21 protein-coding genes are annotated in these 23,739 nt (G+C 68.4%); 14 read left to right on the plus strand and 7 right to left on the minus strand.

Annotation, left to right across the window (positions count from 1 at the left end; translation table 11 throughout):
• Positions 1-248: 248 nt before the first annotated feature.
• Positions 249-884, plus strand: coding sequence for a Uma2 family endonuclease (locus NRB20_RS08300; RefSeq protein WP_194289764.1), 636 nt, complete (start codon positions 249-251; stop codon positions 882-884).
• Positions 885-902: 18 nt separating this feature from the next.
• On the opposite strand, the gene NRB20_RS08305 is transcribed toward NRB20_RS08300, so the two are convergent.
• The 3 genes from NRB20_RS08305 to NRB20_RS08315 form a co-directional block, all read right to left on the minus strand.
• Entirely contained in the window at positions 903-1,823 is a 921-nt protein-coding gene (locus NRB20_RS08305; protein WP_153409192.1) for an SMP-30/gluconolactonase/LRE family protein, read from the minus strand.
• 240 nt (positions 1,824-2,063) lie between these two features.
• A complete protein-coding gene (locus NRB20_RS08310) occupies positions 2,064-3,509 on the minus strand; it encodes an aspartate aminotransferase family protein (protein ID WP_153409194.1) in 1,446 nt (481 codons plus the stop codon).
• Positions 3,510-3,533: 24 nt separating this feature from the next.
• The gene (locus NRB20_RS08315; RefSeq protein ID WP_153409196.1) at positions 3,534-5,024 is read right to left on the minus strand and encodes a CoA-acylating methylmalonate-semialdehyde dehydrogenase; all 1,491 of its coding nucleotides are present in this window, start codon (positions 5,022-5,024) and stop codon (positions 3,534-3,536) included.
• A gap of 109 nt (positions 5,025-5,133) precedes the next feature.
• Here NRB20_RS08315 and NRB20_RS08320 point away from each other — a divergent pair, with 109 nt between their 5' ends.
• On the plus strand, positions 5,134-6,735 hold the full coding sequence (locus tag NRB20_RS08320; RefSeq protein ID WP_319944623.1) for a PucR family transcriptional regulator: 1,602 nt from the start codon (positions 5,134-5,136) through the stop codon (positions 6,733-6,735).
• Positions 6,736-7,017: 282 nt separating this feature from the next.
• The gene (locus NRB20_RS08325; RefSeq protein WP_227833332.1) at positions 7,018-7,476 is read left to right on the plus strand and encodes a nucleoside deaminase; all 459 of its coding nucleotides are present in this window, start codon (positions 7,018-7,020) and stop codon (positions 7,474-7,476) included.
• Between the two features lie 73 nt (positions 7,477-7,549).
• On the opposite strand, the gene NRB20_RS37955 is transcribed toward NRB20_RS08325, so the two are convergent.
• Complete coding sequence (locus tag NRB20_RS37955; RefSeq protein WP_227833333.1) at positions 7,550-9,634, minus strand: three-helix bundle dimerization domain-containing protein; 2,085 nt, start codon at positions 9,632-9,634, stop codon at positions 7,550-7,552.
• Between the two features lie 207 nt (positions 9,635-9,841).
• Positions 9,842-10,585 carry a peroxide stress protein YaaA gene (gene yaaA / locus NRB20_RS08335; protein WP_319944624.1) on the minus strand — a complete coding sequence of 248 codons (744 nt, stop codon included), beginning with the start codon at positions 10,583-10,585 and terminating at the stop codon, positions 9,842-9,844.
• 91 nt (positions 10,586-10,676) lie between these two features.
• Between yaaA and NRB20_RS08340 the strand changes: the two genes are divergently transcribed.
• Positions 10,677-12,434: a proline--tRNA ligase gene (locus tag NRB20_RS08340; RefSeq protein ID WP_319944625.1), complete on the plus strand. Its 1,758-nt coding sequence runs from the start codon at positions 10,677-10,679 to the stop codon at positions 12,432-12,434.
• Positions 12,435-12,675: 241 nt separating this feature from the next.
• Here NRB20_RS08340 and NRB20_RS08345 read toward each other — a convergent pair whose 3' ends face one another.
• Positions 12,676-13,119: a ferritin-like domain-containing protein gene (locus NRB20_RS08345; protein ID WP_153409200.1), complete on the minus strand. Its 444-nt coding sequence runs from the start codon at positions 13,117-13,119 to the stop codon at positions 12,676-12,678.
• Positions 13,116-13,673: a hypothetical protein gene (locus NRB20_RS08350; RefSeq protein ID WP_319944626.1), complete on the minus strand. Its 558-nt coding sequence runs from the start codon at positions 13,671-13,673 to the stop codon at positions 13,116-13,118. Before NRB20_RS08350 ends, NRB20_RS08345 begins: the two co-directional genes overlap by 4 nt.
• On the opposite strand from NRB20_RS08350, the gene NRB20_RS08355 reads away from it, so the two are divergent.
• From NRB20_RS08355 to NRB20_RS08400, 10 genes are all read left to right on the plus strand, one after another.
• Positions 13,659-13,817 (plus strand): hypothetical protein, encoded by a 159-nt coding sequence (locus tag NRB20_RS08355; protein WP_153409202.1) that lies wholly within the window; start codon positions 13,659-13,661, stop codon positions 13,815-13,817. The two genes, NRB20_RS08350 and NRB20_RS08355, sit on opposite strands and share 15 nt — an antisense overlap.
• A 162-nt stretch (positions 13,818-13,979) precedes the next feature.
• Positions 13,980-14,591: a ribosome maturation factor RimP gene (gene rimP / locus NRB20_RS08360; protein WP_153409204.1), complete on the plus strand. Its 612-nt coding sequence runs from the start codon at positions 13,980-13,982 to the stop codon at positions 14,589-14,591.
• Positions 14,588-15,616, plus strand: coding sequence for a transcription termination factor NusA (gene nusA / locus NRB20_RS08365; protein WP_153409206.1), 1,029 nt, complete (start codon positions 14,588-14,590; stop codon positions 15,614-15,616). Before rimP ends, nusA begins: the two co-directional genes overlap by 4 nt.
• A 64-nt stretch (positions 15,617-15,680) precedes the next feature.
• Positions 15,681-16,007, plus strand: coding sequence for a YlxR family protein (locus tag NRB20_RS08370; protein WP_153409208.1), 327 nt, complete (start codon positions 15,681-15,683; stop codon positions 16,005-16,007).
• Between the two features lie 112 nt (positions 16,008-16,119).
• On the plus strand, positions 16,120-19,122 hold the full coding sequence (gene infB / locus NRB20_RS08375; RefSeq protein WP_319944627.1) for a translation initiation factor IF-2: 3,003 nt from the start codon (positions 16,120-16,122) through the stop codon (positions 19,120-19,122).
• A 117-nt stretch (positions 19,123-19,239) separates the two neighbouring features.
• Complete coding sequence (locus NRB20_RS08380; RefSeq protein ID WP_153409210.1) at positions 19,240-19,530, plus strand: DUF503 domain-containing protein; 291 nt, start codon at positions 19,240-19,242, stop codon at positions 19,528-19,530.
• A gap of 46 nt (positions 19,531-19,576) precedes the next feature.
• Entirely contained in the window at positions 19,577-20,020 is a 444-nt protein-coding gene (gene rbfA, locus NRB20_RS08385) for a 30S ribosome-binding factor RbfA (RefSeq protein ID WP_153409212.1), read from the plus strand.
• A gap of 78 nt (positions 20,021-20,098) precedes the next feature.
• Positions 20,099-21,109: a DHH family phosphoesterase gene (locus tag NRB20_RS08390; RefSeq protein ID WP_153409214.1), complete on the plus strand. Its 1,011-nt coding sequence runs from the start codon at positions 20,099-20,101 to the stop codon at positions 21,107-21,109.
• A gap of 248 nt (positions 21,110-21,357) precedes the next feature.
• Positions 21,358-22,650 (plus strand): MATE family efflux transporter, encoded by a 1,293-nt coding sequence (locus NRB20_RS08395; RefSeq protein ID WP_319944701.1) that lies wholly within the window; start codon positions 21,358-21,360, stop codon positions 22,648-22,650.
• 92 nt (positions 22,651-22,742) lie between these two features.
• Positions 22,743-23,702: a metallophosphoesterase family protein gene (locus tag NRB20_RS08400; protein ID WP_319944628.1), complete on the plus strand. Its 960-nt coding sequence runs from the start codon at positions 22,743-22,745 to the stop codon at positions 23,700-23,702.
• The last annotated feature ends 37 nt before the right edge of the window (positions 23,703-23,739 follow it).

Below are 23,739 nucleotides of genomic sequence, written 5' to 3' on the forward strand. Positions count from 1 at the left end.
GCATTGTTCCGGTGGCGTGGGTTGGGGTGGATGTCGCACCCTTTGTCGGTAGGCGCACCCGATACGTGGCGGTGGATCGGGGAAGTTGTCGGGTAAGGGGTGCGGCTGTGGATTGGTGCTGGTCGGGGGCGGTTTGGGATGGTTAGGGTGGGGCTTGTCGGGGGAATCGCCCTCGCGTTGGGGATGGAGGGGAAATGGCTGCGGAGGCTGTGGGCGGGGAGTTTCGGACGGGGTGGTCTTGTGCGCAGGTGAGTGCGGTGGATCCGGCGTACGACTGGGAGTTGGTCGAGGGGGAGGTGGTGGTGCGCGGGCGGATCGGGTATCGGCACCGGCTGGTTCGGGATGCGTTGATGCGGGCGTTGGGTGTCGCGCGGCGTGGGCGGTATGCGGTGCATGCGGATCAGCGCGTGGTGCTCGGTGAGTTCAGTGCGGTGCGGCCGGATGTGGTGGTGGTCGACGAGTCGGCGGTGGAAATGTATGCCGCCGAAGGGATTCCGGCGGCTGCGGCGGTGCTGGTGGTGGAGATCGTCTCGGATGATTCGCGCGGGCACGACTGGTATCGGATGCCGCGGTTGTACGCGGCGGCGGGGATCGCCAATTTCTGGCGGGTCGAGCGCGGGGTGGATGATCGTCCGATCGTCTATCAGTACTGGCTCGATCAGGAGTCGCGCGAATACATTCCGGCGCCGACGCCGATCCACACGGGCACGTTGTCCACCGCGGTGCCGTTCCCGGTGCGGGTCGACCTGTCGGCGATCTACACGCCCAGGCCCGGCGGCCGGGATGCGCGCAGGTCGGGCGGGCGCGGGATGTCGCTGGGGTTCGGGGCCGGATGCGTTGGCGGACAACGGCATTCGGTCGGGTCGGTACCGAGCGGGCGGTGAGCGCGGATGTGGGAGCGATCAGGGAGCGAGCCGGACCACGGCGATCGCGGATTCGGCGAGGCTGCCCAGATACAGGGCGCCGTCGCGTTCGGCCACACCGGTGACCATCGCGTAGGTATCGGCCTCGCGTTGCAGGTCGTGGACGAGTGCGCCGTCGAAGCCGTAACCCTGCACCCAGGTGGTGCGCACGGGTTTGGGTTGCAGCGCGGGCGGTATCGCCCAGACGAGTCGGCGCAGGATGCCGGGCAGCGGAAGGAGCATGTCCAGCAACGGATTTCGCGGCGTGACCAGGGCCACCCAGATCAGTCCGTCGCTGCCCAGCCCCATGTTGTCGGGCATACCGGGCAGATTCTCGACCAGGTGGTCCGAGGTCCCGGCCTTCGAGCCGGACAGGTGACAGCGCGTGATGCGGTAGGCCGCGGTCTCGGCGACCAGGATGTGCGAGCGATCCGGGGCAAGCACGATGCCGTTGGCGAATTGCAGTCCGTCCAGGAGGGTTTCGACCCGGCCATCGGGCGTGCGGCGGAACAGTCGCCCGGTGCCGGAATGCTCGAAGATGTCACCCAGGTAGTCGTCGAACGAGTACCGGCGGGTGGATGCGGAGAAGTAGATCGTCCCGTCCTCGTCGGCGACGACATTGCTGGCGAAGTTGAGCCGCTCCCCGTCCACCTCGTCGACCAGCACCTCCAACTCCCCGTGCGGTGCGGCGAGCCGCAGCAGTCCGCGCTCGGAGTCGCAGATCAGCAGGGAGCCATCGGGATCGGCGTGCAGGCCCAGCGGGCGGCCACCCGTATCGCCGATCTGCTCCACCGCTCCGCTCGCGGGATCGACCGCGAGGATCGCGCCGCCACTGATTCCGGTCACGACGCGGCCGTCCGGGGCGAGCACGACATCCTCGGGGATCGCGCCGGGCAGCGTGAGCAGTCGAGGTTCGGGCATCGGCGGCACGCTGTGGCTTTCGCGAGCGCGTGCCGGTGCCTTCGGCGGCGTCCAGCGTTCGGGGTGAAGCGGCATTGCCGAACCGTACCGCTTCGTGCGGTACGCATCGGCAGGGTATGGGCTCACCGACGATGCGGCAGCGGTCTCGACGGTGTCCGCCGTTCGGTCCTGCGATCCTCGGTGAATCCTGGTCACGAGATGTCAGCGCGGCTCTGCGGCGAGCCCGGACTGGGACGACAGTCAGGCGGTGTGTGCGTCGGCGAGGGTGAGCGCGTCGTCCAGGATCGCCAGTCCCTCCTTCGCCTCGGCCTCGCTGATCGTGCACGGCGGGACGATGTGCAGGCGGTTGGCGTTGACGGCCAGCAGGAGTCCGGCCGATCGGCAGGCGGTGTCCAACTCGCGCAGCACGGTGCCGCCGGAAGGTACGAGCGGTTCGCGGGTCTGCCTGTCGCGGACCAGTTCCAGGGCCCAGAACACGCCGAGGCCGCGAACCTCACCGATGCAGCGGTGTCGTTCGGCCAGTGCGTGCAGGCCGGGGCCGAGTACCTGCTCGCCGATTCGGGCGGCGTTCTCGACGATGCGTTCCTCGGCCATCGCGGTGATGGTGGCGACGGCGGCCGCGGTGGCCAGCGGATGCCCGGAATAGGTCAGCCCGCCGGGGTAGACCCGGTCGTCGAAGGTCGCCGCGATGTGCGGGGCGATCGCGACACCGCCGAGGGGTACGTACCCGGAGTTGACGCCCTTGGCGAAGGTGAGCAGATCGGGGACGACCGCGCGGAATTCCCCAGCGGAGGAAGCGGATTCACTGACCGCGCTCGATCCGGCCGGCGCGGCGGCGTGTTCGATGGCGAACCAGCGCCCGGTGCGCCCGAAGCCGGACATCACCTCGTCGGCGATGTACACGATGCCGAAGCGATCGCACAGCGCGCGGACCCCGGCCAGATACCCGGGCGGCGGCACCATGATCCCCGCCGTGCCCGGGATCGACTCCAGGATGATCGCGGCGATCGTGTCGGATCCCTCCAGCAGGATCGTCTGCTCGAGATGTTCGAGCGCGCGCTCGCATTCCTGCGCCTCGGATTCCGCGTGGAACTGCGAGCGGTACCGGAACGGCCCGTGGAAGTGCACCACCCCGGCCGCGCCGCGATCGTTCGGCCAGCGGCGCGGATCCCCGGTCAGATTCACCGCCAGATCCGTGCCGCCGTGATACGAGCGATAACGGGCCAGCACCTTGGTGCGGCCGGTGTGCAACCGCGCCATCCGCACCGCGTGTTCGACCGCGTCGGCCCCACCGTTGGTGAAGAAGATGCGATCCAGCTCGCCCGGGGTCCGCTCGGCGACCAGCCGGGCCGCCTCCGATCGCGCCGCGTTGACGTGCTGCGGCGCGACCGTGCACAGCTTGGCGGCCTGTTCCTGAACGGCCGCAACCACTTTCGGATGTTGATGGCCGATATTGGTATTCACCAGTTGCGAGGAGAAATCCAGCAGGCGATGGCCCGCACCGTCCCAGACGCAGCAGCCCTGCGCGGCGCTGATCGTCATCGGATCGAGCTGCCGCTGCGCCGACCAGGAGTGGAAGACGTGCCTGCGATCCAGTTCGTAGGCCCGCTGGGCCTCGGCGCGGGCGGCGTCGATGCGCAGGCCGTTGGGCAGCGTGTCGGGGAGCGGTGTGGGGTGCGATGTCATCGTGCGGGATTCTCCTCTCGATGGTCAGTTGTTCTGCGGGAAGCCGAGATTCAGGCCGCCGTGGCTGGGATCGAGCCAGCGGGAGGTGATGGCCTTGGTGCGGGTGTAGAAGTGCACCCCGTCGGTCCCGTGTGCGTGCGAGTCGCCGAACAGCGATGCCTTCCAGCCGCCGAAGCTGTAGTACGCCATCGGCACCGGGATCGGCACGTTGATGCCGACCATGCCGACCTCGACCTCGTTGTGGAAACGCCGCGCCGCGCCGCCGTCGTTGGTGAAGATGGCGGTGCCGTTGCCGTACGGGTTCGCGTTGATCAGCGTCAGCGCCTCCTCGTAGGTCGCGACGCGGACCACCGAGAGCACGGGCCCGAAGATCTCGTCGGTGTAGACGCTCATCCCGGGGGTGACGTTGTCCAGCAGAGTCGGGCCCAGCCAGAATCCGTCCGCATCGCCGTCGGGGCGGACGTCCCGTCCGTCGAGGGCCACCGTCGCGCCCTCGGATTCCCCGGCCGTGATGTAGGCGGCGACCTTGTCCCGGTGTGCACCGGTCACCAGCGGGCCCATATCGCTGTCGCGGGTGCCGTCACCGGTTCGGATCGTCTTGGCGCGCTCGGTGATTCGTCCGATCAGGTCGTCGGCGACCTCGCCGACCGCCACCAGCACGCTGATCGCCATGCAGCGCTCACCGGCCGAACCGAATCCGGCGTTGACCGCGGCGTCGGCGGCCAGATCCAGATCGGCGTCCGGGAGTACCACCATGTGGTTCTTGGCTCCGCCCAGGGCCTGGACGCGCTTGCCCGCGGCGGTGCCGCGCTCGTAGACGTAGCGGGCGATCGGGGTGGAACCGACGAAGGACACCGCCTTGATCGCCGGGTGGTCCAGCAGTTCGTCGACGGCGACCTTGTCGCCCTGGACCACGTTGAACACGCCGTCGGGCAGCCCCGCCTCGGTCCAGAGCCGGGCCAGCCACAGGGAAGCCGAGGGATCCTTCTCGCTCGGCTTGAGCACCACGGTGTTGCCCGCGGCGATGGCGACGGGGAAGAACCACATCGGCACCATGGCCGGGAAGTTGAACGGCGAGATGATCGCCACTGGGCCCAGCGGCTGCTGGATGGAGAAGATGTCGACCTTGGTGGATGCGTTCTCGGTGAAGCCGCCCTTGAGCAGATGCGGTATGCCGCAGGCGAATTCGACCACCTCCAGGCCGCGGCTCACTTCGCCCAGCGCATCGGAGAGCACCTTGCCGTGTTCGGCGGTGATGATCGCGGCCAGATCCTGCTTGCGCTCGTTGAGCAGTTCGCGGAAGCGGAACAGCACCTGCACCCGCCGGGTGAGCGAGGTGGCGCGCCACGCGGGGAATGCCGCCGCGGCCGCCTCGATCGCCACTCGGACATCGGCGGTATCCGCGAGCGCGACCTGCCCGCTGACCTGACCGGTGGCGGGATTGGTCACCGGCGCGGTCGCCTCGCTGGTTCCGGCGAACGGTTTGCCGTCGACCCAATGCGCGATGGTCTGCATATCTCTCCTCGAATCCGGACCGGACTGATGCTTCCACTGTGTCGCGATGCGGCCGGATCGTGGCCCGACGAAATGTCGGCTTCGTGTCCGGATGTATTACGATTCGTCGGTGTTGCCCACTGTCGCGGAAATTCTCGACATGCCCGTGGTGCAGGCCGGGGAGCCGCGGGTGATCGGCGGTGCGCAGGGCCTGGACCGGCCGGTGCGCTGGGTCCATGTGAGCGAGACCGTCGATCTGGCCACGCTGATCTCCGGCGGGGAACTGATCCTGACCACCGGCCAACCGCTCGCCTATGGTGCTCCGGCGACGGGTGCCTACCTGGAATCGCTGGCCGCGGCGGGGGTGGCGGGACTGGTCGTGGAACTGGGCCGGTACGTCGCCGAACTGCCGACCTTCGTCGCGACCGTGGCCGATCGGCTCGGATTGCCGGTGATCGCGCTGCGCCGGATCACCCGATTCGTGGAGGTCACCGAGGCGGTGCATCGGATGATCGTGGCCGATCAGTATGCCGAACTGGAGTTCGCGCATTCGGTGCACGAGACCTTCAGCACCCTCAGCGTGCGTCGCGCCTCCCTCGAAGAGATCGTGAAAACCGCTGCGGCCCTGCTGGATTCGTCGGTGGTGCTGGAGGATCTGGCGCATCGGGTGCTGGCGGTTTCCGCGCGGCACACCTCGGCGGCGGCACTGCTGGAGAACTGGGAGGCCACCTCGCGCATGCTGCCCGACGACGTCGGCAGTGCCGTCCCGGTGGGTCCGCACACCCAGCGCTGGGGGCGGGTGCTGCTGCGCTCGGAGCGCATCCCCTCGGCCCGGGCCCGGATGGTGCTCGAACGCGCCGCGCAGACGCTCACCCTGCACCGCATGATCGAGAAGGACCGGTTCGGGCTGCATCGACAGGCCCAGACCGGGCTCATCGAGGATATGGTCGCCGGCCGGGTGATCGACGAGCAGGAAGCCGTCGCGCGGGCCGCGACGCTGGGGTTGGCCCGCCGGGCCCGCTACGTACCGATCGCGGTCCGGGTGAGCGCGGTGAGCGAGCCGGATCCGGTGGCTCGGCAGCGGCGCGCGGCCACGCTGCTGGACGCGGCCGGTCACGGTGTGGCGCTGAGTCGCGCGACTGCCCTGAGCGCGGCGGACGAACAACAGCTCACGCTCATTCTGGGCCTCGGCCGGGACGGCGAGTTGGACCCGCGCCTGGAACAGGTGTGCACGGCATTGGCGGCGGAGCTGCGCCGCACCGATGGTGTGCAGCGGATCGCGGTCGGGGTGGGCGCGGATTCGGAATCGCTGCTGGACGCCGCGCGCGAACTCGCCCACGCCGCGCACGTGGCGGAAATCGCGCTAGCGCTGGAATCGACTGTGCCACGGTCGTTCTACCGCAGCGGCGATGTCCGGCTGCGCGGCCTGCTCTCGCTGATCCGCAACGAACCTGGCGTCCAGCGTTTCGCCGAGACGGAGTTGAGCGCGCTGCTGCGCCACGACATCCGCCACCACGGCGACCTCACCCCCACACTGCGCCGCTTCCTGGATCTGGCGGGCAACAAGACCGACGTGGCCCGCCGCATGAACATCTCCCGCCCCGCCCTCTACGACCGTCTCTCCCGCATCGAACGCATCCTCGGAGTCGACCTGGACGACGGCGAAATCCGCACCTCCCTACACACCGCCCTGCTGATCCGCGACCTGACGGCGGGCCCCGACGGTCCGTGACGCCCGTTGACTGCCTACCGGTGTCAGGCGCGTCCCCGGCGTCGATTCAGGCGACCGCGGGATCGCCGCCAACCGGCGTGCTCGGTTCGTCGAGCACATCCTTGTTCGCATCGAGCGCATCGTCGGAGCCGATCCGCATGACAGCGAGAGCCATGGGTCCGGCTGCGGCTCTGCCGAGGTCGGTGAATTCCGTTGCCGCCCTGCTGATGTGCGACCGGATCGACTCCGCTGGGGTGTTATAGCGTGGACCGTTGGATCGTAGGAGGCGACATATGAGGCAGCATGGGGTTCATGATCACCGCCGAACGCATGCTGGATGTGGCCGTTGAACAAGCTCGGGTCGGGTTGGCGGAGGGTGGTATCCCGATCGGGGCAGCGCTGTTCGATGCGGAGGGGAATGTGCTCGGGCGTGGGCACAATCGGCGGGTTCAGGATGGAGATCCGAGTGTGCATGCGGAGACCGCCGCGTTTCGGGATGCCGGGCGGCGGCGGGACTATCGCGACACGATCATGGTGACCACGCTCTCGCCGTGCTGGTATTGCAGCGGGCTGGTGCGGCAGTTCGGCATCGGCGCGGTGATCGTCGGGGAGTCGCGGACCTTCACCGGCGGGCACGACTGGCTCGCCGAACACGGGGTATCGATCACGGTGCTCGATGATTCGGGATGCGTCGACATGATGACGCGCTTCATCGACGAGCAGCCGCAGCTGTGGTTCGAGGACATCGGCGTCACGGGGTAGAACTCACCGACCGGAAACGCGAGAACTCCCGGCGGAATTGTCTCCACCGGGAGTTGTTTCGTGCCTGGTCGGGTCAGTTGTAGGCTCGCGCCACGCCGTCGAGCAGATGTTGCAGGGTGTCGTAGCTGGGGGCGTCGACCACGTCGACCACCTGGGGGTTGACCGGGACCTGGTGTTGGCTCGTGACCGAGGTGAACTGGGCCGGATCGTTGGTGCGGAAGCCGTGTTCGGCGGCCAACTGCTGGAGTTCGGGATCGGTGGTCAGCAGCTTGCCCAGGCGGTCGCCGTTGCTGTTCATCGGCACCAGGGTGTGCCGGGACAGGACCGTCGGAGAGGGGTACATCAGCACCATGTCCGGGGTGATCTTGCCCGCCAGTGCCGCCTCCACGTATTGCGCCTCGTAGATCAGCACCATGGGGGTCGGACCCATCCCGCCGGACAGGTACTCGTCGAACGGACCCTTACTCGAGTTGTCCGAATAACCTTGGCCGACAAAGAGTTTGGACACCTTCTGCACCGCGTTGTCCTCGGCGGTGGTGCCGCGCACGATGGTGTTGTCGTTGACCACGTAGCTGGCGATCGACAGGTACATGGCCGCGGAGTTGGAGCTGCGCGGATCGGTGGTGGAGACCAGGATGTTCTTCGGCACCGAGTAGGTGGTGTTGCCGGGCAACTGATTCCACTGTGTGCCGGTGCCGACGAGATCCAGATAGCGCTGCATGTCCAGGGTCGGCACCGGACCGGGCCGCACCACACCGGCCGCGGTGAGCAGATCCACGATGGGCTTGAAGGTCGCGATCGCCATCGGCGAGGAGAACGGCGTGTACTGCGTGGTGATGTTCCGCGCGCGCAGAATCGCTTCCGCCGCAGGGGTACTCGACGGGAAGGCGAAGTCGAACTTGTTCAGGTCCACCGAGGTGTAGATCTGGCGCGACCCGGCCGCTTCGACCTGCACCCGCAGCCCGTGCTCGGCGAGTGCGGCGACGACCTTCGGATCGTTGAAGTAGGAGAGCTTCTCCGAGCCGATCACACCGTGCACGGTCGTCACCGAAGGTGCTGCGGCAGTGGGGGATTGGGGCGATCCACCGCCACCGGTCCCGAAGGTCAGCGCCAGCACGACCACGAGGACGATCGCCGCGGCGACCGGGCCGATCAAGTTGCGGCCACTCCACGGCGGCGGAAGCAGATCCTTTGCCGCGAAACGCGATCGGTTGGCAGCGCCAGGGGGTGGGGTGCTCGACGCACTCGATTCCGTTGCAGCAGTGGCAGATTCGGTTGCCGGACCGGTCGCGGTCTCGGCAGTGGAACCGCTCGCGGATTCGACCGCCGAAACGCTTGCGGCCTCGGCCACGGGAACACTCGCGGGCGCAGCGGTGGAACCGCTCGCAGCCTCGACGGTGGAACCACTCGTCGCCTCGGTGGCAGAACCACTCGCAGCCTCGGCGCTCGTGTTCTCAACGTTCGCGGTCTCGGCGGCGGAACCGCTCGCGGTCTCAGTAGCGGAACCTTCTACCGGCGTGGCCACAGAACCACTCGTGACCTCGGCGGAAGAACCGTTCGCAGCCTCCGCCGCGGAACCGGTCGCAACTGCGGCTTCGGAACCAGTCGCGCCCTCGGCCGCAGTACTACCCGTCGACACTGTGGGCGCGGTAGCGGACCCGACTGTAGCCGCGGAACCGGTGACGGCCGCAACTCTGGCCGTGGGGGTGGTCGCGGCGTTGATCGCAGCCGCCGCAGTGACCTCGGCTTCGGCAGCGGAACCAGTCGAGGGCGCAGCCGTCGAACCGACCGTCGCCGCAGCAGCAGAACCTACCGTGACCGCAGCAGCAGAACCGACCACAGGCGCGCTGACCGACCCGGTCGTAGCCTCGGCCGCCGCACCGACCATGGGCGCGGCACTGGCAACAGCAGCAGACTCACCGATGGGCCCGTGCTCCCCGTCCAACGTCCGCCGGACGACCCGCTCGACCAGGATCGGAATGAAATCGCGAATTGCATGTCCCGCGAAGCGGTTTCGCGCCTCGCCGACCACGGTGCGGACATCCTGCTCGGCATGGGTGGCGGTATAGTCCGCGACCAGCTGATCGGTCAACAACCGCAGGGCTTTGTCTTCGCGTTCGCGTGCGGCCTTGTCTTCACGTAGGGAATGCGTACCCACGCCGAGCTCCTCGACATCACAGGGAATGAATGCGCGGCATTATCCGGTGCGTCCCGGAGACATTACGGCACAAACGCCGTCCTTCCCAAGCGAGACAATGAGTTACGCGGTAGTTGCCGCGAAAATGCCTGCACACCCGGATATTTCGCGAAAATAGTTGCACTTTCCGATATGCGTCGTTCAATTACGCGATACCGGAAATTCATCTCAGGTGAGCACGAGAAGTTCGGAGGAGGAGGCGATTTCGATACGCAGCCCGGCTTTTTCGGCGATCCGGGCCAACCCCGCGATATCGGTGGGCTCGGCGCGGCTCAGTACCAGCGCGCGGGCCAACAGTCCCTTGTGATGCTTGTTGAAGTGACTCACCACGGTGCGACTGCCGTCCGGACGTTCGGTGAGCACGGTCGCGGTGACCGCACCGGGGACGCGGCCCAACTGCTGATAGGTGCCCGAGCGCAGATCCACGACCAGCTCCCCGGCGGCCTCCTCGCGCAGCGCGGGCGTCAACACCGGTTTCCACAGCGAGGCCAACGTCGCCATCCCGGGCAGTTTGGATCCGCCCGAAAGCCGGTAGGCCGGAATCGGATCGCCCGCCCGCACCACGCCGAACAGGGCCGAGCCGATGGCCAGCCGGGCGTGCGCCTTGGCGCGCTGTGCGGGTGTGAACGCCTTGGCGTCGAGCGCGTCGTAGAGCACGCCGGTGTAGCGCTCGAGCGCGGGTCGGGTGGGTGAGGTGCGCAGCGCGGCATTGCGCTCGATCTCGGTGTCGGCGGCCTTGCCCAGCCCCAGCGCGTTGCGGGAAGCGGTGGGATCGGCGGCGAGTTCGACCAGTTCGGTGACCAGTTTGTCGCGCACGGCGGTCAGCTGCGGCAGGGACAGCTCGTCGAGGTCGAGCGGACCGAGTTTTCCACCGTCGGACTTGGTTTCGGAGGGAGGCAGCAGCACCAGCACGAGCCGATACGGTACCGGCGCGAAGTGTGCGGGTGGGGACGCGGTGGCTCGCCGATTCGCGTGGCCGGGGCACGGTCTACTCTGTGCATCCGTGATCACCCGTCTCTCACACCTGTTCCTGCGCACCCTGCGTGACGATCCCGCCGACGCCGAGGTGCCCAGCCACAAGCTTCTCGTCCGCGCCGGATACGTCCGCCGGATCGCGCCGGGCGTCTACTCGTGGCTGCCGCTGGGCCTGCGAGTGCTGCGCAAGGTGGAGCAGGTGGTGCGCGAGGAGATGAACAGCTTCGGCGCGCAGGAGATCTCGCTGCCCGCGCTGTTGCCGCGCGAACCCTACGAGGCCACCAACCGCTGGACCGAATACGGTGACGCGCTGTTCCGGTTGCAGGATCGCAAGAACGCCGATTACCTGCTCGGCCCCACGCACGAGGAATTGTTCGCCCTCACCGTGAAGGGTGAGTACAACTCCTACAAGGATCTGCCCGTCACGCTGTATCAGATCCAGACCAAGTACCGCGACGAGGAACGCCCGCGCGCCGGAATTCTGCGCGGCCGCGAATTCATCATGAAGGATTCGTACTCGTTCGATCTGGACGAGGCGGGTTTGCAGGCCAGCTACGACGCGCACCGTCGGGCATATCAGCGCATCTTCGATCGGCTCGGCGTCAGCTATGTGATCGTCGCGGCGACCTCGGGTGCGATGGGCGGTAGTGCGTCGGAGGAATTCCTGGCCGACAGTCCGGTCGGCGAGGACACCTATGTGGTGTGCCGCGAATCAGGATATGCCGCGAATGTCGAAGCGGTGATCACGCCCGCGCCCGCGGAGATTCCGCTCGACGGCCAGGCTCCCGCACAGGAACACGACACCCCGAGCACGCCCACCATCGCCTCGCTGGTCGAGTGGGCCAACGGGGTCGGGATTGCCGAGCAGTTCGGCCGGCCCGTCACCGCGGCGGACACGTTGAAGAACGTCATGGTCAAGCTGCATCACCCGGACGGTAAGACCGAGGTCCTGGGCATCGGCGTCCCGGGTGACCGCGAGGTGGACGACAAGCGCCTGGGCGCGTCGCTGGAACCCGCCGAGGTCGAACTGCTCACCGAGGAGGACTTCAAGGCCAATCCCTTCCTGGTGAAGGGGTACATCGGCCCGAAGTCGTTGCAGGCCAACGGTGTTCGCTACCTGGTCGACCCGCGCGTGGTCACCGGAACGTCCTGGATCACCGGCGCGGATTCCCCCGGACGCCATGTCGTCGGCCTGGTCGCCGGTCGCGATTTCACCCCTGACGGCACCATCGAGGCCGCCGAGGTCCGCGACGGCGATCCGTCACCGGACGGCAAGGGCGCGCTGGTCGCCGCGCGCGGTATCGAGATCGGGCACATCTTCCAGCTCGGCTACAAGTACACCGACACCTTCGAGGTCGACGTCCTGGGCGAGAACGGCAAGCCGGTCCGCCTGATCATGGGTTCGTACGGCATCGGCGTCTCGCGCATGGTCGCGGTGCTGGCCGAGCAGATGCACGACGAGAAGGGCCTGCGCTGGCCGCGCGAGGTCGCCCCCTTCGACGTGCACGTGGTCATCGCGAACAAGGACGAGGGCGCCCGCGCGGGCGCGGAACAGGTTGTCGTCCAACTGGATTCGGCCGGTCTCGAGGTCCTGTTCGACGACCGCACCGCCTCGCCCGGCGTGAAGTTCAAGGACGCCGAACTCCTCGGCATGCCCCTGGTCCTGGTCGTCGGCCGCGGCTGGGCCGACGGCAAGGTCGAACTCCGCGACCGCTTCGCCGGCACCGGCGACGAAATCCCCGCCGAGAACGCGGTCCAGGCCATCCTGGACAAGGTCCGCGGCTGACCGCAACCCGATCTGTTCCCGGCCTCGCCCAGTGATCGGGCAGGCCGGGACATCCTCGGATCGTGCGGATTCGGGGTGAGTCGTGCGGTCGCAGCGGCGTTGTTCGGTGTGGTGCGCTTGGGCGATCCTATTCCGGCGCACCGCTTTTCGGACGGATTCGAGCTGCCCGAATGCGGTCGTCGTGCGGCGTCAGGCGCGTAATCGAGGCGTGCTGCTCCGTCGTGTCGGCTATCGCCCCGGACTAGCTCTGTGCGGGCCGCCCCGGGAACGCCACCGTCGCCGGGCTCGTGCCCAGGATCTTCTGCCAGGTGGCCAGGCGTATCGAGCAATCGGCCAGGGCCTGTGCGCCGGTGCGGCGGATGGTTGCGGAGTCGGCGCGTTCGACGGCCGAGCGCCAGGCGATCGCGGTGTCGGTTTCGACCGTGACGGCGAATTTAGCGGCCGGGATCGGGTCGTTCACCGGGGAGGGCGGCGGGTAGGCGGCTGCCGGACCAGGGACGGGTGCGCCGAGGGCCTTCAGGGCGTCGATGGTGGCGTCGCGCTGGGCGCGGTGGGCCGCGGTGAAGTCGACGACGATCTTGTTGCGGTCTGCGGCCGCGTAGGCCGAGATGACGCCGTAGGCGTAGACGGCGGCGTATTCGGCGTTGAGCGCATCGGTCAACGCCTGCTGATCGGCGGTGCTCATGCCAGCAGAACCTCCACGTGGGCGGCGCAGGACGCGCTGATCGAGGCCAGCAGTCCGGCGCGGTAGGCGGAATTCACCGGTGCGGCGTCGGCGGCGGACTTCTGCGACGCGGCCAGCCGGGTGCGCAGCGCGTCGACGGTCGGCGGCGGTGCGGGGGCGGCCGGGGGTGTCACCGGCGGGCTCGCCGACTTCGGTTTGGTGCCGTCGCCGTACAGGCCGATGGCCCGATCGATCTCCGCGCGCAGGGCCTCGGCGTGGGCGGTGCGCTGGGTCGCGATGACGTTCAGCGCGGCGGCCCTGTCAGGCGTGGTGGCCGCGGCGGCCTTCGCCCACACCGCGTCGGTGCGCGCCGAAACCTCGTGCGGCAGTAGCGCGTCCGGCTCCAGCGGCTTGTCCTTCGCACAGGCCGCCGCACTCAGGGACATGATCGCGAACGCCCCGCCACCCGCGACGCGCAACAGCGCCCGGCGATCGAGCGCGGCGGTGGGCACCCCCGCGCCGGTGGTGGGCGGCGTGGGGCCGCCCGGTGGATGAACGCGATGACTGATCGGCACGCGTCCATCGTGCCAGTCATCGTCCCGACCGGGGACGGCGGGCGTATCGGGTTCGACCCGGAGACGTTCGCTGCGCGGATTCGCGCCCACCGCACCCCCGAGCGGGCGAACTCCGCCGACCGGAGCCTGCGGCGGCGGCTGTGAGCACGGGAAACCTGTGAATGGCTGCTGGTCCTTTACACTCTTGCAGCGCGTTACGCTAGACCTCCGGTGGAGTATTCCGCCGCCCACGCGCGCCGACCATGTTCGACCAGGACCGATACCGACAACTCCACCCCGTCACAACTGAACCAGGAGCCGCCCCACATGCCGATGCCGACCGAGGAAAGGGTGAGCCAGCTCGTTGCTGAGCTCGTCGAGAGTCGAGGGTTCGATCTCGAGGGCGTTGCCGTGTCGGGCGCGGGCAAGGACCAGGCGCGGGTCGTGGTCACCATCGACAGTGACGCCACCGTCGATCTGGACGCGGTGGCCGAGCTGAGCACCGACGTCTCCGAAATCCTGGACGAGGCGGGTGATTTCGGGGAAACCCCGTACCTGCTCGAAGTCACCACACCGGGGGTGGAACGTCCGCTGACCCTGCCGCGGCACTGGCGTCGCGCCCGCGGCCGCAAGGCGCGGATCACCCTGCGAGCCGACGCGCCCACGCCCGAGGGCGACGGCAGGTTCGAGGCCAGAGTCGGCGAAACCACCGAGACCGAGGTGGCGCTGGTCCTCGGTGGACGACGCAAACCCCACCGCGTGCACGTCCCGCTCGCCGATGTCGAGCGGGCCGTGGTGCAGGTGGAATTCTCCGCGCCGGGCGCGGCGGAGATGGAACTCGCCGGGGGAGTAGCCCCCGGCCGCCCGGCACCCGGGGCGCAGGACGACCAGGGAGCAATCCGATCAGCGGCAGCTTCGACCGAAGGGACCATGGCATGAACATCGAAATCGAAGCCCTGCGCGCGATAGTCGCGGACAAGGGCATCGCGATGGAGACCGTGATCTCCGCGATCGAGTCCGCGCTGCTGACCGCGTACCGGCACACCGACGGCCACGAGCCGAACGCGCGCATCGACATCAACCAGAAGTCCGGTGTGGTGCGGGTGATGGCGCGGGAACTCGACGCGGACGGCAACGTGGTCTCCGAATGGGACGACACCCCCGAGGGCTTCGGCCGCATCGCCGCGACCACCGCGCGCCAGGTCGTGCTGCAACGGCTGCGCGACGCGGAGAACGAGAAGTCCTTCGGCGAATTCTCCACGCACGAGGGCGATATCGTCGGCGGCGTCGTGCAGCGCGACGCCCGGATGAACGCCCGCGGCACCATCGTGGTGCGGATCGGCAGCGAGGCGAACGGCGCCGAGGGCGTCATCCCGCCCGCCGAGCAGGTGCCGGGGGAGAAGTACGAGCACGGCGACCGGATCAAGTGCTACGTGGTGGGCGTCTCGCGCGGTCCACGCGGTCCGCAGATCACGCTCTCGCGCACGCATCCGAATCTGGTGCGGCGGCTGTTCGCGCTGGAGGTGCCCGAGATCGCCGACGGGTCCGTCGAGATCGTCGCGGTCGCCCGCGAGGCCGGGCATCGCTCCAAGATCGCCGTGCGGACCACCGTGTCGGGCGTGAACGCCAAGGGCGCGTGTATCGGCCCGATGGGGCAGCGCGTGCGCAACGTGATGAGCGAACTCGCGGGCGAGAAGATCGACATCATCGACTACGCCGACGATCCCGCCACGTTCGTCGGGAATGCGCTGTCCCCGTCGAAGGTTGTCTCGGTCACGGTCGTCGACGCGGACGGCCGCGCCGCACGTGTCGTCGTCCCGGACTTCCAGCTGTCGCTGGCGATCGGCAAGGAGGGGCAGAACGCCCGTCTGGCCGCGCGTCTGACGGGTTGGCGGATCGATATCCGCAGCGATGCCGCACCGGATCCGGCCGGTCCGGTGCGTTCGGAGGCCCAGCGCGGGTGAGAGATTTCTCGCACGGGATGGCGGGTCGGTGAGTAACCAGAGGGCTGGATGCGAGGTTCCGGACATGGCAGCGGTACAGTGGACGTTGGCTCAGCGCGAGTCTTCGGCTCCATTGCGCACCGGACCCGTCCGGACGTGCATCGGATGTCGAGAACGCGAGCTGGCCGCCGATCTGTTGCGGATCGTGGCGCAATCATCCGGCACGGAGATTGCGATCGTTCCCGATTCGCGGCACAGACTTCCCGGTAGGGGTGCCTGGTTGCACCCCTCATCGGTTTGTCTGAGCACTGCGGAGCGGCGCCGATCGTTCGGCAGAGCACTACGAGTGTCCGGAAAACTGGATATCTCAGCCCTGGAGCACTACGTCGAGAACAGGCACGAGCACTCATGAGCACACCGTGAAGTACCAGCGATGAACGTCCATCGGAGATAACCCGAGGTCGTGCGGGCCACCCGTCCACAGGTGACGGGCCGCCACGCTCGACCTCTCAGTGAGGAGAGCAGTGGCAGGCAAGGCCCGCGTGCACGAGTTGGCCAAAGAACTCGGTGTCACGAGCAAGGAACTACTCGCAACGCTCAAGGAGCAGGGCGAGTTCGTGAAATCGGCGTCGTCGACGGTGGAGGCACCCGTCGCGCGTCGTCTGCGGGAATCGTTCGCATCCAAGTCCGCGCCCGCGAACGGGAGCGCCAAGTCCGGCGGCCCCCGTCCCGGTCCGGGCCAGTCGGCGCGTCCGGGTCCCAAACCGTCGTCCGGCGCGACGCCCGGTCCCCGTCCGGGACCGCGTCCCGCTCCGGCTCCGGCTCCCGCCCCGGCGCAGCAGCCCGCGGCTCCGGCCGCCAAGGCTCCCGCTCCGGCCCCCCGCGCGGAGAGCGCCCCTCGGTCGGAGAGCGCTCCGGCCGTCAAGCCCGGTCCCGCTGTGAAGCCGGGTCCCGCGGCCAAGCCCGCGCCGCAGGAGCACGCGCCGCGTCCGAACAACGACCGCTCCGGTGGTCCGCGTCCGACGCCCGGTGGTCCGCGTCCGGGGCAGCAGCAACAGCAGCGTCCGGCCGCCGCGCAGGGCGGTGGCCCGCGTCCCGGCGGCCCCAAGCCCGGCCCGAAAACCCCTCGGGTGGGCAACAATCCGTTCTCCTCGGCGCCTGAGCGTCCCGCGCCGCGTCCGGCTCCCGGTCCGGGTGGCCCGCGTCCGGGTCCGGCGCAGGGTGGTCCGCGTCCGACGCCCGGTCAGCGTCCCGGCCCCGGTCAGGGTGGCGGTCAGCGTCCGGCCGCGGCGCAGGGCGGTGGCCCGCGTCCGGGTGGTCCGCGTCCCAGCCCCGGCTCGATGCCGCCGCGTCCGAATCCGGGTGCGATGCCGCAGCGTGCGGCCCGTCCGGGTCCGAGCGGCGCCGGTCGTCCGGGTCGTCCGGGCGGTGGTCCCGGTGGCGGTGGCGGTCGTCCCGGTGGCGGCGGTGGCGGTTACCGCGGTGGCGGTGGCGGCGCCGGCACGGGTGGTCCCGGTGGCGGCGCCGGTGCGGGTGCTCCCGCGGCCGGTGGTTTCCGGGGACGTCCCGGTGGCGGCGGCGGTCGTCCCGGTGGTCCGGGTGGTCGTGGCGGTGCCGCGGGTGCGTTCGGACGCCCGGGTGGCGCTCCGCGTCGCGGCCGCAAGTCCAAGCGTCAGAAGCGCCAGGAATACGACTCGATGCAGGCGCCCGCCGTCGGCGGCGTGCGGCTGCCGCGCGGTAACGGCGAGATCATCCGGCTCGCCCGTGGCGCGTCGCTGTCCGACTTCGCCGAGAAGATCAACGCCAACCCGGCCTCGCTGGTCCAGGCGCTGTTCAACCTCGGTGAGATGGTGACCGCGACCCAGTCGGTGAACGACGAGACGCTCGAGCTGCTCGGCGGCGAGATGAACTACGTCGTGCACGTGGTCTCCCCGGAGGACGAGGACCGCGAGCTGCTGGAGAGCTTCGACCTCACCTACGGCGAGGACGAGGGCGGCGAGGACGACCTGCAGGTCCGTCCGCCGGTGGTCACCGTCATGGGCCACGTCGACCACGGTAAGACCCGACTGCTGGACACCATCCGCAAGACCAACGTCCGCGAGGGCGAGGCCGGCGGTATCACCCAGCACATCGGCGCCTACCAGGTGCTGACGAACGTCAACGACGAGGATCGCCTGATCACCTTCATCGACACCCCGGGTCACGAGGCGTTCACCGCCATGCGTGCCCGTGGTGCGAAGTCCACGGACATCGCGGTGCTGGTGGTCGCGGCCGACGACGGCGTCATGCCGCAGACGGTGGAGGCCATCAACCACGCGCAGGCCGCGGACGTGCCGATCGTGGTGGCGGTCAACAAGATCGACAAGGAGGGTGCGAACCCTCAGAAGATCCGTCAGCAGCTGACCGAGTACAACCTGGTGGCCGAGGAATTCGGTGGCGACACCATGTTCGTCGACATCTCCGCCCGGCAGAACATCAACATCCAGGGTCTGCTGGAAGCGGTCGTGCTGACCGCCGACGCGGCGCTGGACCTGCGGGCCAACCCGGACATGGACGCCCAGGGTGTCGCCATCGAGGCGCACCTGGACCGCGGCCGTGGCCCGGTGGCGACCGTGCTCATCCAGCGCGGCACCCTGCACGTCGGCGACTCGATCGTCGCGGGCGATGCCTACGGTCGCGTGCGACGCATGGTCGACGAGCACGGTGAGGACGTCGAGGCGGCGCTGCCGTCGCGGCCGGTCCAGGTCATCGGTTTCACCTCGGTGCCCGGTGCGGGTGACAACCTGCTGGTCGTCGAGGAGGACCGCATCGCGCGGCAGATCGCGGACCGTCGCAATGCGCGCAAGCGCAACGCGCTGGCCGCCCGCAGCCGCAAGCGGATCAGCCTGGAAGATCTGGATGCCGCTCTGAAGGAGACCTCGGAGCTGAACCTGATCCTCAAGGGCGACAACTCGGGTACCGTCGAGGCGCTCGAGGAGGCCCTGCTGGGCATCGAGATCAGCGACGAGGTGCGGTTGCGGGTCATCGACCGCGGTGTCGGTGGCGTCACCGAGACCAACGTCAACCTGGCGTCGGCCTCGAACGCGATCATCATCGGGTTCAACGTGCGCGCGGAGGGCAAGGCCACCGAGCTGGCCAACCGCGAGGGCGTGGACATCCGGTACTACTCGGTGATCTACCAGGCCATCGACGAGATCGAGAAGGCCCTCAAGGGCATGCTCAAGCCGATCTACGAAGAGGTCGAGCTGGGGCGGGCGGAGATCCGGGCGATCTTCCGCTCCTCGAAGATCGGCAACATCGCCGGTTGTATGGTCACCGCAGGGGCGGTCAAGCGCAACGCGAAGGTGCGCCTGCTCCGCGACAATGTCGTGGTCGCCGAGACCACGTTGCAGTCGTTGCGCCGGGAGAAGGACGATGTCATGGAGGCTCGCGAGGGCTTCGAATGTGGTATCACCCTGGGCTACAACGACATCAAGGAAGGCGACGTCATCGAGGCCTTCGAGCTTCGTGAGAAGCCGCGGGACTGAGCGGATCTCGTTCCTGTCACATCATCGCCGTTCGCGTCCGGCCGGTTCTTCCGGCCGGACGCGGCGGGCGGTGGTGTGGCCGGGTCCGGTGCCGCTGAAAAATGAAGAGGTGAGCCTTTGTTCATCGGAGCGCTCGAGTTCGACATTCTGCTCGGCGATGTTCATTCGCTGAAGCAGAAGCGCTCGGTGATCCGTCCGGTCGTGGCCGAGTTACAGCGCTTCGGCGTGAGCGCGGCCGAGGGCGGAGAGCACGACAAACATCGCCGCACACTGCTGGGCGTCGCCCTGGTCAGCTCCGAGATGAGTCATCTCACACAGGTGCTGGACAAATGTGAGCGCCACGTTGCGGCCCGTCCGGAGTTAGAGTTGCTGGCAGTACGCCGCAGAATCTTCGGGCCGGAAGACTGATCGGCGGCATCGTGTCCGCCGCTAGTGGATACTTCAGGAGGAAGCCATGGTGGATCAGGCCAGGGCACGCCGACTCGCGAAGCGGATCGTCACGATCGTGGGTACGGCGATCGAATACGAGATCAAGGATCCGAGACTGAGTTTCGTCACGATCACCGACGCCAAGGTGACCGGTGATCTGCGCGAGGCGACCGTCTACTACACCGTGTTGGGCGAGAATTTGCAGTCCGAACCCGATTACGCGGCCGCGGCCGCGGGTCTGGACAAGGCCAAGGGTGTGCTGCGCTCCAAGGTCGGTGCGGCGACGGGGATCAAGTTCACGCCCTCGCTGGCGTTCGTGCTGGACACCGTGCCGGATGCGGCGCGGGAGATGGAGGAACTGCTGGCTCGGGCCCGCGCGGTCGACGAGCGGGTGGCGCAGGTCGCCGCGAACGCGACCCATGCCGGTGACGCCGACCCCTACAAGACCGAACCGGACGAGGAAGACTGACCGCGTTTTCGTGGTCATCGCGATGGGAAAGCTTCTCGAGTAGGTCGCCCCATCGCCAGAGGAAACGTGGTCGAGACCATGACAGCAGTAACACCGGCGGCCGATCTCGCTGCGGCCGTGCAGGTTCTGGATACGGCGCGGTCGGTGACCGTGCTGTGTCACGTACAGCCCGACGCCGACACCATCGGTAGCGGGCTGGCGCTCGCGCAGGTGCTGCACCGGCGGGGCGTTCCGGTGCGGGTCTCCTTCGCCGCGCCGGCGGATTTGCCGGTCTCGATGCGTTCGCTGCCCGGCACCGAACATCTGGTGCGGCCGGAGCAGGTGCCCACCGAGGTGGACGTGCTGGTCGCGGTGGATTGCGGCAGTGCGGGGCGGCTCGGCGCGTTGGCGGACCGGATCGACGGCGCGACAACGACTCTGGTGCTCGACCATCATCGGTCCAACACCTGTTTCGGCTCGGTGAACGTGGTGGATCCGACCGCGGAGTCGACCACCGCACTGCTCGCGCGGATCCTCGACGCCTGGGGTGAGCCGATCGATTACGACATCGCGTTCTGCCTGTTCGCGGGTCTGGTGACCGATACCGGATCGTTCAAATGGGCTGGGCCCGGGACACATCGGCTCGCGGAGCGGCTGCTCGCGACGGGGATCGACGGCGCGGGGATCACGCGCACGCTGATGGACACCCATCCGTTCGGCTGGCTCGGCATGCTCTCGCGGGTGCTGGACACCGCGCGGATCGAACCGTCGGCGGCCGGTGGTGAGGGGTTGGTCTACGTTTTCGTGCGCCGCGAGGATATGGACGGGGTGCGTTCGGAGGAGGTCGAGAGCGTCATCGACGTCATCCGGACCACGGCTGAGGCGGCGATCGCGGTGGTGTTCAAGGAATCTCGCACGACGGCCGAGCTGTGGACCGTTTCGCTGCGTTCGCGGGCGTCGGGGATCGGTGCGGACGACGGCGTCGACGTGGCGCGCGTCGCGACGGTGCTGGGTGGTGGCGGACATCGCTACGCGGCGGGCTACACGACGACCGGAACGCCCGCGCAGCTCGTCACGTCGCTGCTGGCAGCTCTCGACAGCGCCGCTTAGTTCGGCGTTTTCTGGGCGTGCTGTCCCGGTCGTGCCCGGCGGCGGAAATTGTCGTACCCCTGTGCCATTGTGGTGTCGAATTATCGGGCGATCGGGAAGGGCTGTGGTGGACTCGGTCGGAGGGGTGCGCTCGGGCAGGACACCGCGGCGCGATGATGACGTGAGGGGTGGGTTCGGTGTCGGGTGACGCGGTGCGGGAACAGGCGACGGACGAGGTCGTCGAGACGGTTGCGGCCGGGCCCGGGCGGATTCTGCGGATCGCGATTCCGACGTTGGGGGTGTTGGTGGCCGAGCCGATCTATCTGCTGTTCGATATGGCGGTGGTCGGGCGGCTGGGGGCGTTGGCGTTGGCGGGGCTCGCGGTCGGTGGGTTGATTCTGGGGCTGGTCAGTACGCAGTTGACGTTCCTGAGTTACGGAACGACCGCACGCGCTGCCCGGCGGCACGGTGCCGGGGACACCGCCGGAGCCATCGGGGAGGGGGTGCAGGCGAGTTGGCTGGCGGTCGGGATCGGGGTGGCGATCATCGCGGTGTTGCAGGTGCTCGCGGGCCCGATCACCCATGCGGTCGCCGGGCGGGCCGATATCGCGGACGAGGCCGTGCGGTGGGTGCGCATCGCGTGCTGCGGGGTGCCGTTGATTCTGCTGGCCAATGCCGGGAACGGGTGGATGCGCGGGGTGCAGCGGATTCGTCGGCCGCTGGTGTATGTGATTGCGGGACTGGTGATTTCGGCCGTCCTGTGTCCGACGCTGGTGCACGGTCTGCTGGGTGCGCCGCGGCTGGGGCTGGCCGGGTCGGCGACCGCGAATCTGGCCGGGCAGCTGGTATCGGGCGGGTTCTTCCTGAGTTCGCTGGTGCGGCAACGGGTTCCGCTGGCTCCGCAGCCGGAGATCATGCGTGATCAGTTGCGGCTGGGGCGCGATCTGATCATGCGCAGCTTCGCCTTTCAGGCGTGTTTCGTCTCGGCGGGCGCGGTGGCTTCGAGATTCGGCGCTGCCTCGGTGGCGGCGCATCAGCTGGTGTTGCAGTTGTGGAATTTCCTGAGCCTGACGTTGGATTCGCTCGCGATCGCCGCGCAGACGCTGGTCGGCGCGGCGCTCGGTGCGGGCCAGGCGGCCGGTGCGCAGCGGCTGGCGCGGCGGATCACGGCCTGGTCGACGCTGTTCGCGATCGTGCTCGCGGTGCTCTTCGGCGCGGGCAGTGTGCTGGTGCCGGAACTGTTCACCGGTGACGCCCAGGTGCTGGATCGGGTGCACGTCATCTGGTGGTTCTTCGTGCCGTTGATTCCGGTCGCGGGCGTGGTGTTCGCGCTGGACGGGGTGCTGCTCGGCGCGGGCGACGCGGCCTATCTACGCAACACCACGATGCTCGCCGGGCTGCTCGGATTCCTGCCGATGATCTGGCTGTCGCTGGTCTTCCACTGGGGGATCGCCGGGATCTGGGCGGGGCTGAGCGGATTCATCGTCGCACGCCTGGTCGCGGTCGGTATTCGGGCGGTGTCGGGGCGCTGGGCGCGGGTGGGTGCGGAACTGCCGTCCTAGCGCGGTTGGCTCCCGAACCCGGGAGCATGGGAATGTGGAGACAGTGGCCGCGGTTACGCAGGGGACGCGGGCGAGCAGAGAGGTTGTGCCGGGTGGTTGCGAAGCTGATGGCGGTGAGCGATATCCATGTCGGGCATCAGGGCAACAAGCCCGTGGTGGAGGCGATCCGCGCCGACTCGCCCGAGGACTGGCTGATCGTCGCCGGGGACGTCGGGGAGCGCAGTGACGATATTCGCTGGGCGCTGAGCATTCTGCGCGAGCGGTTCGCCAAGGTGATCTGGGTGCCGGGGAATCACGAGTTGTGGACCACGGCCAAGGATCCGGTGCAGATGCGGGGTGCGGCGCGCTACGACTATCTGGTGTCGCTGTGCCGGGATCTGGATGTCGTCACGCCCGAGGATCCGTTCCCGGTGTGGGAGGGCGAGGGGTCGCAGGAGTTCGGCGGTCCGGTGACGCTCGCGCCGATGTTCGTGCTGTACGACTACTCCTGGATGCCCGAGGGCACCTACACCGCGACCGACGCGTTGCGCGTCGCGCGGGATCGCAATGTGGTGGCCACCGACGAATTCCTGCTGTCGCCGGATCCGTACATCACCCGCGACGCCTGGTGCGAGGCCCGGGTGAAGTACACCCGCCGCCGCCTCGATGATCTCGCGCCCGACACCCCGATCGTGCTGATCAATCATTTCCCGCTGAATCGCGAGCCCACCCGGATGCTGTTCTATCCGGAATTCGCGCTGTGGTGCGGCACCGAACTCACCGCCGATTGGCACACCCGCTACAACGTGGTCTGTTCGGTCTACGGCCACTTGCACATTCCGCGCACCACGTATTACGACGGTGTGCGTTTCGAGGAGGTCTCGCTCGGTTATCCGCGCGAATGGAAGCGTCGCGGTCTGCCCGACAAGCTGCTGCGGCAGATCCTGCCCGCGCCGCACTATGGTCCCGATGATCTGAACCAGTGGGGTGGCCACTTCAAGGTCACACCCGAGATGGCCGAGGCCGCGGAGAAGATGCGACAGATGGCGGAACGTCGTCGCGGAATGGCCTGAGTCGTCCGCCCGGCCGATCCCGGACCGAGAGGTTCGG

The sequence above is a fragment of the Nocardia macrotermitis genome (assembly GCF_009604405.1).
GTDB lineage: Bacteria > Actinomycetota > Actinomycetes > Mycobacteriales > Mycobacteriaceae > Nocardia > Nocardia macrotermitis.